Raw genomic sequence first — 12809 nt, 5'->3', positions numbered from 1 at the left:
CAGATTCGTCATGAACGAAAATAAACATACAAATAAAAGACATGATTTTTATACACAGATGCCGCTCTATATGATTGCATTGTTTGTGGTGTTTGATATCTGGATGTTTACGATCAGTGTGGCAGCAGGTGTGGTAGGTATCATTATTACTGCTGTTTATGCGGCTATGACTATCGTCCTTTATATATCTTCACGTGTATCAAGTGACGCATTATTTGCAAATCAGGCGATGGAAAATGGTAGAGTTCAGAAGGATCTGATCCGGGAATTCCCTATACCATACGCTATCTTAGACAAGACGGGAAGACTTGCATGGGTAAATGATGAATTTGCACATATCACGAATACAAGTAAGCGTAAGCTGATGCGGCTTACAGCTATGCAGGTGTTTGAGGGCTTAACACATGAGATGATACCGGCTGAGGGTGAAGATACGGTTCATGCAGATATCGAATATAATGAAAGAGAATATAAAGTAGAGATCAAGCGTGTCAGGGTAAATCCGAATGGCCCGGTAGATGCGGTTGCTGAACCGGAAGCACCGGAAAGTGCAGAAGCACCGGAGATCGTACTACAGGATACAGGTTTACAGGAGGAGAATAAAAAGACACGTACCTCGAAGAGAAAGAAACATACAGACGGTGTTACCACATTTATTGCCATGTATCTGTTTGATATGACGGAGCAGAACAAACTGGCGAAGGAGAATGAGGAGCAGAAGCTGGTTACCGGTCTGATATATATCGATAATTATGATGAGATATTCGATGATCTGGAGGAAGTCCGTCATTCACTGTTAGTTGCACTTGTAGATCGAAAGATCAATAAATATATGGCAAATGTAGATGCGATTGTACGTTCCTTTGAAAAGGATAAGTATATGTTCGTTATGCCGAAGAAATATCTTCCGCAGCTTCAGGAGAATAAATTTGCATTGCTGGATGAGGTAAAAGCAATCAATATCGGAAATGATCTGCCACTTACGTTATCTATAAGTCTTGGAACGGAATATTCCAGCTTTCTGGCTGATTTTGAAGCGGCTCGTTCCGCAATGGAACTTGCACTCGGACGTGGTGGGGATCAGGTTGTCCTGAAATCCAATGATAAGATTACTTATTATGGTGGAAGAAGTCAGGGTACAGAGAAATCTACCCGTGTAAAAGCTCGTGTTAAGACACTGGCATTTAAGGAGCTGTTAGAGACAAAAGAAAAGGTGATCATCATGGCACACAAGGATCCGGATATGGATGCATTCGGATCTGCAATCGGTGTGTATCGTATGGTGAATTCTATGAATAAAGAGGCACATATCGTTATCAATGAAGTGTCATCGGCGATCAGTCCGATCTATGGTAATTTTACAGCAAACAGTATGTATGGTGATGACATGATCATCAACAATGAACAGGCGATTGAGATGATAAATGCGGATACGATGCTGGTAGTCGTAGATGTGAATAATCCGAGTCTGACTGAGTGTGAGGAGCTTATTTCCTATGCAAAGACGGTGGTTGTGTTCGATCATCACAGACAGACAAAGGATGTGATCGCGAATGCGACCCTTTCCTATGTAGAACCATTTGCTTCGTCAGCGTGCGAAATGATCGCGGAGATGTTACAGTACATGGATGAGAAAATCAAGCTTCGCCCGTCTGAGGCAGATGCGATGTATGCAGGTATTCTGATCGATACAGATAACTTCCTGACAAAGACAGGTGTTCGTACATTTGAGGCTGCTGCTTATTTGAGAAGAAGCGGCGCGGACGTTATGCGTGTCAGAAAGATGTTCAGAAGCGATATTGACACATACAGACAAAAAGCAGATGGCGTTAGAAACGCAGAGATGGTTCTTGGGATGTTTGCAGTATCGGTATTTGAGCCGAAAGAAGGACCTGAATCACCGACTGTACTGACAGCCAAGGTGGCAAATGAGATGTTGAATATTGCAGGTGTACGTGCTTCCTTTGTAATCGCACAGTTGGGAGAAAATGTAAAGATATCTGCCCGCTCTATCGATGATGTGAATGTCCAGATCATTATGGAGCGTATGGGTGGAGGCGGACATGCGAATATCGCGGCCGCGCAGTTTAAGAATACGACAAAGGAAAAAGTAAAGAAACAGCTTGTCAACCTGCTTGAGGAGATGTACAAGGAAGGAGATATTTGATATGAAGGTTATATTACTGGAGGATGTAAAGAGTCTTGGGAAAAAAGGTGAACTGGTAAATGTCAGTGACGGACATGCCAGAAATTATATTATACCGAGAAAACTTGGGCTTGAGGCAACACCAAAGAATCTGAATGATTATAAATTAAAGAAGGCACATGAAGAAAAAGTTGCGGCAGAGAATCTTGCAGCAGCCAAGGCTCTCGCAGCAGAGCTTGAAAAGGCATCTGTAACAGTCGGCATAAAGGTCGGCGAAGGCGGTAGGGCATTCGGCTCTGTATCGTCAAAGGAGATCTCGGATGCGATCAAGAGCCAGTTACATTATGATATTGATAAGAAGAAAATCGTGCTGAAGGATGCGATCAAAGCAATGGGATCATTTACTGTAAAGATCAAGCTGCATCCACAGGTACAGGCAGAGCTTACAGTAAAGGTAGAAGAGGCTGACTAATGGAAGATGCATTTATCAGGAAAAAACAACCATATAACCTGGATGCAGAACAGTCGGTTATCGGCTCTATGATCATGGATCGTGATGCCATAGTAGATGTGTCGGATATACTGACAAAGGATGACTTTTACAGTGCGCAGAATGCGATCCTGTATGAGAATATGATCGAGCTGTTTAAGGAAGGAATGGCAGTCGATCTGATCACGCTGAACAACAGGCTTCGGGAGAAGAATGTTCCGGAGGATGTTGCCGGTATGAGCTACATAGCTGATATCATAGCCGCAGTTCCGACATCGGCAAATGCGAAGTATTATGCGAAGATTGTAGCGGATAAGGCAGTGCTTCGCCGTATGATCAAGATGTGTGAGGATGTCGAAAAGGACTGTTATCTTGACACGGACGATGTAGACGGATTACTTGAAACGGCAGAGAGCGGGATTTACAAGATCGTTCAGCAGAGAAACGGCGCAAATGATTTTGCACCGATCGATTCGATCGTACTTGATGTAATCGATCAGATCGAGGCGGCATCCAGACAGAATACACGAGTTACCGGTGTGCCGACCGGATTCATCGATCTGGATAATATGCTAACGGGTCTGCATGGATCGGAATTGATTCTGGTAGCAGCACGTCCTGCTATGGGTAAGACAGCATTTGTACTTAATATTGCACACCATGTAGCTGTAAAAAAGAGGATCCCTGTTGCTATTTTCAGTCTGGAAATGTCAAAGGAGCAGCTGGTAACACGTATGATCGCCCTTGATTCTCTGGTAAATTCCCAGAAGATCCAGACCGGACAGCTGGTGGACGATGAATGGGATAAGATCATGGAGAGTACGGAGGTAATCGCGGATGCGCCGATCTTCGTAGATGATAATTCGGCGATCACTGTAGCCGATCTTCGTTCGAAGTGTAGAAAATTAAAACAGAACAATGATCTGGGACTTATCATCATCGACTACTTACAGCTGATGAGTACGAATAAGCATGTAGAATCCAGACAGCAGTTCATTTCAGATACATCGCGAGCGTTAAAGGTGCTTGCAAGAGAGCTTAATGTTCCTGTTATTGCGTTGTCGCAGTTGAACCGTGCGGTTGACTCCAGACCGGATCACAAGCCGGTACTTGCCGATCTGCGAGAGTCCGGTGCGATCGAGCAGGATTCGGACGTTGTAATGTTCATTTACCGTGATGATTATTACAATCCGGATACCGAGAAGAAGGGTATTGCAGAGATTATTATAGCAAAACAGAGAAAGGGCGCGACCGGATCGGTTGATCTTGTATGGATGCAGGATTACACGAAGTTTGCAAACAAAGAGCGCCCGCAGATGTAAGCCGCATATGACCAGATATTGATACAAAATGTATAAATATAAATTGAGAAAGAAAGTCCGGACAGATCGGATGATTAGAGGAGAAAATTAAAATGGTAGTAGAACCAAGAGTAAAAGATTATATCTGTACCACCGCTCACCCGGTTGGATGCGCAGAGAATATTAAGAATCAGATCAAATATGTAAAGGCACAGCCAAAGGTTGACGGACCGAAGAAGGTACTGGTGATCGGAGCATCTACCGGATATGGACTTGCTTCCAGAATCGCGGTTGCATTTGGCTATGGAGCAGATACACTTGGTGTAATGTTCGAGAAAGAGTCAAACGGAAGAAGAACCGCAACCGCAGGCTTCTATAACACAAGAGCATTTGAAGAAGAAGCAAAGAAAGATGGCTTATATGCAAAATCCATCAACGGAGATGCATTCTCATTGGAGATCAAACAGCAGGTGATCGACACGATCAAAGCGGATATGGGAAAGGTTGATATGGTTATTTACAGCCTTGCAGCACCGAGACGTGTAACACCGGATGGACATAAGTATACTTCTGTTCTTAAGACAGTCGGTGAAGAATATACAAATAAGACTCTGGTTCTAAAAGACAATACAGTTACAATGGCACATATTCCTGCTGCAACAGAGGAAGAGATCGAGAACACTATCAAAGTTATGGGCGGCGAGGACTGGATCGACTGGATGCAGGCATTATCAGATGCAGGCGTTCTGGCAGATCATGTAACAACAGTTGCATATTCATATATAGGACCAAAGATCACATTCCCGATCTATGCCGAGGGTTCGATCGGTATGGCAAAGAAGGATCTGTATAAGTCGAGCGACATTATTAATGAGAAGTTCGCAAATGTATCATCATATATAGCAATCAACAAGGCACTTGTTACACAGTCCAGTGCAGCAATTCCTGTTGTTCCGCTTTACATTACTCTGCTCTATAAGCAGATGAAAGCAAAGGGTGTTCATGAGGGCTGTATCGAGCAGATGGCAAGACTTTTCCTTGATAAGATGGCCGGTGAAGTTGAGACAGACGAAAACGGATTTGTCCGTATGGACGACTGGGAAATGGCAGATGATATTCAGGAAGCAGTTGCTAAGAACTGGGATGCCGTAACCAGCGAGAACGTTAAGGAACTTGCCGATATCGATGGATATTGGGATGAATTCTATAAGATGTTCGGATTTAAGATCGATGGCGTTGATTACAGCGCAGATGTAGATATTATGTAATAAATAATATGAGGTTGTTATGAAGCAGACAGGGCAGACATGGAATAAAAAACAGATATTATGGGCAGTTATTTTGGGACTGGCTCTATGCTTTGTTTTTGCATTGGTGTATAAAGCACAGCTTGCAGATAAATTTACAAAGCCGGTATTTGCTACACTTAAGATAGAACATAAGGATAACGGACAGGTAGAAATGTCCGCAAATAATCCTGTTATTGTAGAAGCCTTTGAATGTACAGTGCCTGATCTTCAGGTATTATATGTTGAAACGGTTGGTGTGATATCAAATCCGGATGCAATGCTTCATATCACAGTCTCTGATGCAGATACGGGAAAGATTTATTATGAGAAAGACCGGCCGGCAAAAGGGGCTGCAAAGAAAAATAAGAAAAAAAGGATTCGCGTAGGAATATGGGATGATCCGGTATTTAAAGAGTCTGAGGGAAAACGGCTTGTGCTTACGATGGAGCTTCAGAATCCGGGTGATACTGTATTCTATGTGAATGCAGATCAAAAGCCGGGACTTGTTGCTATGTTTGGAGGAGATCCGGCAAATAAGATGAATGTCATATCGGGAATGAAATATGCAAGCTGCTGGAAGCTTCGCAGTATGTATGCAGTATTGTGCCTTGCACTTTTGATATTTTTTGAACTCATGTATATGCTTATCGTTGTTAAGAAGCTTCCGGTATCGAAGTTCTATATTCCGATGGCGCTGCTACTTGGAATGATCATGAATGTGGTGATCGCGCCGCATGGTGTACCGGATGAACCATGGCATATAGATACGGCATATAAGTATTCGAATAGGATGATGTTTGCAGGTGACACGGGCATTGAGGGAACGATATATAAGCGTACCTGTGATGTAAAAATGGAGGATATGCTTGCAAATGGAGTAGAGAGTAATTCCTATTACCAGCTGGCACATCATACATTTGAAAGACCGGATGATCAGGAGCTGATAGCAGTTCCGTATGTAGATTCCAGTAATATTGTACCGGGTATTTTCTTTATACCGATGGCATTTGGAATTACGATCGGACGACTGCTTGGACTTTCAACCATGCTAATGTTATTGATCGGAAGATTTATGAACCTGTTGGTATTTGTATTATTGACAGGATTCGCCATACGGATACTTCCGGTTGGTAAGAATATGCTTGCTGCGCTTGGTTTTCTTCCGATCGCGCTTCAACAGGGGGCATCTGCGTCCTATGACGCAATGATAAATGGAATTATATATGTATTTATCGCCTTATGCATGAGTCTTTCGTTGGAGAAAACATATAAGAAGTGGCAGGTAGTCCTGTTGGTGCTCTGTGGTATCCTGACCGCTGTCGTAAAAGGCGGTGTATATTTTCCGTTATTATTGCTGGTATTTTTGTTGATACATGCAAAAAGGAAGGAACATTCTCTGAAAGTAATGCCGAAGCACAAAAAGGGAATACTTATAACAGCAGTGATTTGCGGAATTATAATTGTTTTCTGCGGGGCATTATATTATTATTTTCCGGTTATAAAACAGCTGTTTGCGGGACAGGATACAGCTGTAACAGAGGATACATTATATTCACTCGGATATCTGCTCCGTCATCCGCTTAATGTTGTTTATTTGTATTGGAATACATTGATTAACGGAGGAGAAACGCTGTTGCGTGGATTCTTTGGCGGCCTTTTGTCATGGCTTGATATAAAGATCAGTTGGGTATTGCTGTTGGTGTTGGTATTCAGTCTGGTATTGTTTGCAAATGTTGAGGGTGATAAGTATTGCGGAAATAAAAAGAAACGCATATATATGTTTGCGGTATTCCTGATATCGCTTGTATTGATCCTGCTGTCGATGCTGGTTGCATTTACATCGATATCATCAAGTAAGATCAGTGGCGTACAGGGAAGGTATTTTCTGTGTATTGCTCCGTTGCTTTATTTGGCAACCACGACATCGATTGTTCACGTGAGTGAGGACAAATGCAGAAAAGTCTGGATGACTGTAATAGCTACAGAGGTATTGATCGTATTGCAGATTGTCATCGGAGCAATGTAGGCTGGAGAAACTGCCCGGATATAAAAATGGCGAGATAAATGGAGAAGAAAAATGGCTGAAAAGAAGCATACATTTGTTATATGTGCATATAAGGAAAGTCCATATCTGGAAGCGTGCATCCGGTCTTTGAAGAAGCAGACGGTTGCAAGTGCCATTTGTCTGGCAACATCAACGCCAAGTGATTATTTAAAAAATATATGTGAAAAATATGATATAGCCTATTATATCCGTGATGGAAGATCTAATATCGCGGATGATTGGAATTTTGCTCTATCTGTGGCAGATACAGAATATGTAACGATTGCACATCAGGATGATATCTATGAGGCTGCGTATACAGAGGAGATATTGAAGACAGCGGATCAGAAAGATACAGAAGCAAGAAAAACGCTCTTATTATTTTCTGATTACAGAGAGCTGATAGATGACAGAAAGTATTCGGATCGTAAGAATCTGAAGATAAAAAGGATTCTGCTTGGTCCGTTGAAAAATGGAAAGAAGCAGGGGCGCAGATGGAGGAAACGGGCTGTGCTCAGATTTGGAAATGCAATCTGTTGTCCGGCTGTTACATATCATAAAACAGTTATATGTGAATATCTGAGACAGGAAAAAAGAGTAGATTTATTTCTGAAACATTTCCGAAGCAATCTGGACTGGCAGACCTGGGAATGGCTGAGTGAAAAAGAAGGAGAATTCGTATATATTCCCGAATGTTTGATGGCACATCGTATTCATGAGGATAGTGAAACGAGTGCAACGATCCGGGATCATGAGAGAGGGCAGGAGGATTTTGAGGTGTTTTGTAAGTTCTGGCCGAAGTGGATCGCACGGATCCTGGCAGGGGCTTATGGTACAAGCGAGAAGGGAAATGAAATATAGTCTGTAAGACTGTTTCACAGAAGAATGGAGATCTGTATATGAAGTTACTGATGGTTATACCTGCGTATAATGAAGAAGATAATATCGTGGGTGTGGTAAATACAATCAAAGAGAAATATCCGGAGTATGATTATATCGTGGTAAATGACGGATCAACGGATCATACTTCCAGAAGATGCCACAAGCATGGATTTGAGATCATAGATCTTCCGGTAAATCTGGGACTTGCCGGAGCTTTCCAGACGGGACTGAAATATGCATATTATAAAAATTATGACTGTGTATTGCAGTTTGATGCGGATGGACAGCACAAGCCTGAATATATTAAGGCTATGCTTGAAAAAATGGAACAGGGATATGATATTGTAATTGGTTCGCGTTTTGTGACAAAAAAGAAAGAAAAAAGTATGCGAATGCTTGGTTCACGGCTGCTTACATCAGCGATTCGCCTGACCACCGGAAAACGGATATCAGATCCAACCTCCGGGATGCGTATGTTTAATAAAGCAATGGTAAAGGAATTTGCAGTCAACATGAATTACGGACCGGAACCGGATACGATCTCTTATCTGTTAAAGCAGGGAGCGAGCATCGCAGAGGTGCAGGTGGAAATGGATGAAAGAACTGCCGGAAAAAGTTATCTGAATTTTTCCAGATCAGCAATGTATATGTTCCGTATGCTGATATCAATCCTGCTGATCCAGAGCTTTCGTAAAAGAGACAGTAAGCATATCATTATGAAAAGAGGGGTATAAGCAGCTATGTCTATAATGTTAAGAGTATTACTGATTGCAATGTCGGTGATCAGTTCGTTTTATGTAATATGGAGAATCCGTAATTCCAAGATGCAGATTGAATATGCATTGTTTTGGATCATTATGGCAGTTCTGATGATCATTATGTCTGTATTTCCACAGATTGTATACTGGATCACCGGAAAGATGGGCATGATGTCGCCGGCAAATGTGGTGTACCTCTTTATTATAGCAATACTGTTGATCAAAACATTTATGATGACGATAGAACTATCCAGTCTGGAGAATAAATTCAAGGATCTGACGCAGCAGATTGCGATTAACGAGAAGCAGGCAGCGGATGAAAAGAAAGAAACTATTGGGGACAAAAATGGAACGGATTAATGTCTTGGTATCGACATATAATGGAGAAAAATATATAGAGGAACAGTTAAAAAGTATAGATTGTCAGACATATTCGAATGTTCATGTTTACGTTCGTGATGATGGATCGACGGATCATACAGTTGAATTAGTGAATCGATATATTCGGGAAAATGAACTTAGTGATAAATATACAGTTGCAACAGGAGAGAATATCGGATTTTCGAAAAGCTTTCATTTATTAATGCAGATGGCAGATTCAGGGGAGTATTGGGCATTTTGTGATCAGGATGATGTCTGGTATCCGAATAAGTTGTCAAATGCAGTGAAATGGATGCAAACACAGAAAAACGATATTCCTTTGTTATATCAGAGCAAAATTGCAATTGGAAATAGTGATCTGTCAGAAATAGTTCCCTATAAATATGAAAACTATAATTATAATTTTCAGAAAGCTTTTACATCTAATATTTTTTTTGGATTTGCCATGGTGATTAACCGGGAATTATATGATCGACTTATACGTGCAGATTTTGATCAGATAAAATATCATGATTGGTTTGCGGCGATCATAGTATCTGCTTTTGGAAAATATGTATTTTCGGAAGAAATAGAAGCTGTTCACAGGCAGCATGAAAATAATGCGTCTCCATTATATTTTTTTAAAAAAATTCCCGATGGGATTCGGTTGCTTCGAGGAGATAATTTTTATACAAGAAACGCAAGAGAATTTGATCGACTTTTTTTGTCTGAAATGGATGATGGTCAAAAAGAAATATGCACATTATTTATTAATGAAAAATATAGCTTAAAAACCGCTGTAAAAAAGACTTTTTATCCGAAAAGGTGGAATATGAGTCTAAGTGTGGAGTTTATACTGAGAGCCTTAATGTTGATTGGAAAAATATAAATATGATGGAGAAACAGATGAACAAAATAGCCGTTTTATTATCGTCATATAATGGATATGAATATATAGAAGAACAGATTGACAGTATCTGCAAACAGAAAAATGTGGATTTTACACTTTATATCAGAGATGATGGCTCAGAGAAAGAATTTGTAGAGTTACTTTGTGGACTTCAAAAAAAGTATGATTTTAAATTATTAAAGGAGAAAAATATTGGATTTTTAAAAAGCTTTATGGAGTTGCTTGCTGCTGTTGATGATGCGGATCTATATGCTTTTTCGGATCAGGATGATATTTGGTCAGAATCAAAACTGGAAATAGCAGAACAGTGGTTTCAAAAGCAGAATTCATATGATTCGATCCCACTTTTGTATCATAGTGCATATGATCTTGTAGAAAGGGGAAAAAAGGTAGGGCATTTTTATTTTCCTGATGCAGGATATGATTTTCGAAGAAGTATTACTGAAAACCATTTTTCCGGTTTCTCAATGGTTATTAACCGAAAAATGCGTGAAATGATGCTGCAGGGTGATCGTGACCAGATCGGATATCATGACTGGTGGGCAGCAATGATTGCACAGGCATTTGGAAAGTCATTTTCTGATGTTAAGACAGAAGCAGAGCACCGGGTGCACGGCGATAATGTGACAACATTTAATATAAAGACAAGATTAAAATGGTTGAAAAAGAATTTATGCGAAACTTCAGAGATAAAGAAACGGTCATGTGAATTTGAACGTTGCTTTAAAAATATGATGTCAGATAAAGATATACGGACATTGGCAATGTTCACACAGGAAAAGTATTCACTCAGGCAGTCATTAAAAAAGGCATTTTATCCTAAACGCTGGAGACCGGCAATATCCTCAGAGATCACAATTCGCCTTTTGATGTTGTTAGGCAGGGTGTGATTATTGCCTTATAAAAGTGATTGTGATAAAATGTGGCTGATATTGTAGAAAAATGTACTTAAATGTATAAGAATAAATGTAGATGAAGAAAGGAGTTGCACTAATTATTAAAGTAGTGTGGTAAAGGTTATGAAAGTAGCGGTAACAGGAGCGGGAGGATATATTGGTAGATTTGTTGTAAAAACGTTGGTAGATCAGGGACATGAGGTTGTTGCAATTGATTTTGTACATCAGGGAATTGATGAAAGAGCAAAGATTTGTGATGTGAATATTTTTTCAGGAGAGCCTGATGTATATGAGAAGATGGGCTGTCCTGACAGCGTAATTCATCTGGCGTGGAAGGATGGATTTGTACACAATTCTAATGCTCATATGGACAATCTTTCTTCCCATTATAAGTTCCTTCGCAATTTAGTTGATGCCGGATGCAAGAATATTAGCGTGATGGGTACGATGCATGAAATAGGATTTTACGAGGGAAAAATTGATGAAAATACTCCATGCAATCCATTGTCCCAGTATGGAATTGCAAAAAACGCATTGCGACAGGCACTTCTTACTTATACAAAAGATAAAGATGTAAATATATTTTGGCTTAGAGCATATTATATTCTTGGCGATGACAAAAAGAATAATTCTATATTTGCAAAGTTACTGGCTGCTGCTGAAGCCGGTAAAAAGGAATTCCCATTTACTACAGGAAAAGCAAAATATGATTTTATTCAGGTTGATGAACTTGCAAAACAGATAGTAGCTGCAAGTACACAGGATAAGTATACAGGAATTATAAATGTATGTTCCGGAAAGCCGGTATCACTTGGAGATCGGGTTGAACAGTTCATAAAGGAAAAAGGGTTAGATATATCCCTGCAGTACGGAGTCTTTCCTGAACGTCCATATGATTCAAAGATTGAATATGGAGATAATACTATTATAAGCAAAATAATGGAGAATGTTGGAGCATAATATGTTTAAAGAGATATATGATTATCGGACCATGATCGTAAGTTTGACAAAGCGGGATCTGATCGGAAGATATAAAAGGTCGGTTCTTGGTTTTTTATGGTCGTTTATCGATCCGCTGATTCAGCTGGCGGTATATACATTTTTATTTAAAATAATCTTACCGACAAATATTCCATTTTTCCATATTTGTTTATTTGTTGCATTGGTACCTTGGCTGATGATCTCATCCTGTTTAACAGGGGGATGTATGTGTGTTGCCGGTCAGCAGGATATGATAAAGAAAATATATTTTCCAAGAGAAGTGTTGCCGATAGCATTTGTTTCGGCACAGTTTATTAATATGCTGCTATCATTCATTATTGTATTTGTTGTTCTTGGAGCGTCAGGATATGGTTTTTGTGGAAAAGCGTTATTGTTATTCCCTGTAGTTGTGATCATAGAATATATACTTGCATTGGGAATGACCTTGTTTTTTAGTGCCGTCACCGTATATTTTCGAGATATGCAGCAGATACTGGGAGCATTATCGCTGATTTTAATGTATGCATCTCCAATTATATATACGCTTGAACTGGTTCCTGAAAAATACAGACCATTTTATATGATAAATCCGATTACAAGAGTGATCGTTGCATACAGAGATATTTTTTATTATAAACAGGTTCCGGAATTTTCAAATATTATATTGGGATTGCTGGAAAGTATAATTGTTTTGATAATTGGACTCGTTGTGTTTAGGAAATTAAATAAGCACTTTGCGGAGGAACTGTAGT

General features: G+C 40.1%; 12 protein-coding genes. All 12 read left to right on the top strand.

Features of this window, described 5'->3' with window-relative positions; genetic code table 11:
* Nucleotides 1-10: 10 nt before the first annotated feature.
* A complete protein-coding gene (locus GT641_RS09035; RefSeq protein WP_008402434.1) occupies nt 11-2167 on the top strand; it encodes a DHH family phosphoesterase in 2157 nt (718 codons plus the stop codon).
* A 1-nt stretch (nt 2168) separates the two neighbouring features.
* Nucleotides 2169-2618, top strand: coding sequence for a 50S ribosomal protein L9 (gene rplI, locus GT641_RS09030; RefSeq protein ID WP_008402435.1), 450 nt, complete (start codon nt 2169-2171; stop codon nt 2616-2618).
* Nucleotides 2618-3958 (top strand): replicative DNA helicase, encoded by a 1341-nt coding sequence (gene dnaB, locus GT641_RS09025; RefSeq protein WP_008402436.1) that lies wholly within the window; start codon nt 2618-2620, stop codon nt 3956-3958. The genes rplI and dnaB overlap by 1 nt, the downstream gene beginning before the upstream one ends.
* A gap of 92 nt (nt 3959-4050) precedes the next feature.
* Complete coding sequence (gene fabV / locus GT641_RS09020) at nt 4051-5205, top strand: enoyl-ACP reductase FabV (protein WP_008402437.1); 1155 nt, start codon at nt 4051-4053, stop codon at nt 5203-5205.
* Nucleotides 5206-5224: 19 nt separating this feature from the next.
* Nucleotides 5225-7252 carry a DUF2142 domain-containing protein gene (locus GT641_RS09015; protein ID WP_161117348.1) on the top strand — a complete coding sequence of 676 codons (2028 nt, stop codon included), beginning with the start codon at nt 5225-5227 and terminating at the stop codon, nt 7250-7252.
* Between the two features lie 51 nt (nt 7253-7303).
* A complete protein-coding gene (locus tag GT641_RS09010) occupies nt 7304-8131 on the top strand; it encodes a glycosyltransferase family 2 protein (RefSeq protein WP_161117347.1) in 828 nt (275 codons plus the stop codon).
* A gap of 38 nt (nt 8132-8169) precedes the next feature.
* Nucleotides 8170-8886, top strand: coding sequence for a glycosyltransferase family 2 protein (locus tag GT641_RS09005; RefSeq protein WP_008402441.1), 717 nt, complete (start codon nt 8170-8172; stop codon nt 8884-8886).
* A 15-nt stretch (nt 8887-8901) separates the two neighbouring features.
* Complete coding sequence (locus GT641_RS09000; protein WP_008402442.1) at nt 8902-9270, top strand: DUF2304 domain-containing protein; 369 nt, start codon at nt 8902-8904, stop codon at nt 9268-9270.
* Entirely contained in the window at nt 9227-10159 is a 933-nt protein-coding gene (locus GT641_RS08995; protein ID WP_161117346.1) for a glycosyltransferase family 2 protein, read from the top strand. The genes GT641_RS09000 and GT641_RS08995 overlap by 44 nt, the downstream gene beginning before the upstream one ends.
* Nucleotides 10160-10176: 17 nt before the next feature.
* Nucleotides 10177-11070: a glycosyltransferase gene (locus tag GT641_RS08990; protein ID WP_161117345.1), complete on the top strand. Its 894-nt coding sequence runs from the start codon at nt 10177-10179 to the stop codon at nt 11068-11070.
* Nucleotides 11071-11199: 129 nt separating this feature from the next.
* On the top strand, nt 11200-12036 hold the full coding sequence (locus GT641_RS08985) for an NAD-dependent epimerase/dehydratase family protein (protein WP_008402445.1): 837 nt from the start codon (nt 11200-11202) through the stop codon (nt 12034-12036).
* Between the two features lies 1 nt (nt 12037).
* On the top strand, nt 12038-12808 hold the full coding sequence (locus GT641_RS08980) for an ABC transporter permease (RefSeq protein ID WP_119963415.1): 771 nt from the start codon (nt 12038-12040) through the stop codon (nt 12806-12808).
* Nucleotide 12809 lies beyond the last annotated feature (1 nt).

The sequence above is a fragment of the Clostridium sp. BIOML-A1 genome (assembly GCF_009874105.1).
Classification (GTDB): Bacteria; Bacillota; Clostridia; order Lachnospirales; family Lachnospiraceae; genus Coprococcus.
This window is presented reverse-complemented; position numbering and strand designations above follow the sequence as displayed.

Coding starts and splice junctions, on each gene's coding strand:
- GT641_RS08980 (WP_119963415.1), top strand. CDS start 12,038: ATGTTTAAAGAGATATATGATTATCGGACCATGATCGTAAGTTTGACA.
- GT641_RS09000 (WP_008402442.1), top strand. CDS start 8,902: ATGTTAAGAGTATTACTGATTGCAATGTCGGTGATCAGTTCGTTTTAT.
- rplI (WP_008402435.1), top strand. CDS start 2,169: ATGAAGGTTATATTACTGGAGGATGTAAAGAGTCTTGGGAAAAAAGGT.
- dnaB (WP_008402436.1), top strand. CDS start 2,618: ATGGAAGATGCATTTATCAGGAAAAAACAACCATATAACCTGGATGCA.
- fabV (WP_008402437.1), top strand. CDS start 4,051: ATGGTAGTAGAACCAAGAGTAAAAGATTATATCTGTACCACCGCTCAC.
- GT641_RS08995 (WP_161117346.1), top strand. CDS start 9,227: ATGAAAAGAAAGAAACTATTGGGGACAAAAATGGAACGGATTAATGTC.
- GT641_RS08985 (WP_008402445.1), top strand. CDS start 11,200: ATGAAAGTAGCGGTAACAGGAGCGGGAGGATATATTGGTAGATTTGTT.
- GT641_RS09010 (WP_161117347.1), top strand. CDS start 7,304: ATGGCTGAAAAGAAGCATACATTTGTTATATGTGCATATAAGGAAAGT.
- GT641_RS08990 (WP_161117345.1), top strand. CDS start 10,177: ATGAACAAAATAGCCGTTTTATTATCGTCATATAATGGATATGAATAT.
- GT641_RS09005 (WP_008402441.1), top strand. CDS start 8,170: ATGAAGTTACTGATGGTTATACCTGCGTATAATGAAGAAGATAATATC.
- GT641_RS09035 (WP_008402434.1), top strand. CDS start 11: ATGAACGAAAATAAACATACAAATAAAAGACATGATTTTTATACACAG.
- GT641_RS09015 (WP_161117348.1), top strand. CDS start 5,225: ATGAAGCAGACAGGGCAGACATGGAATAAAAAACAGATATTATGGGCA.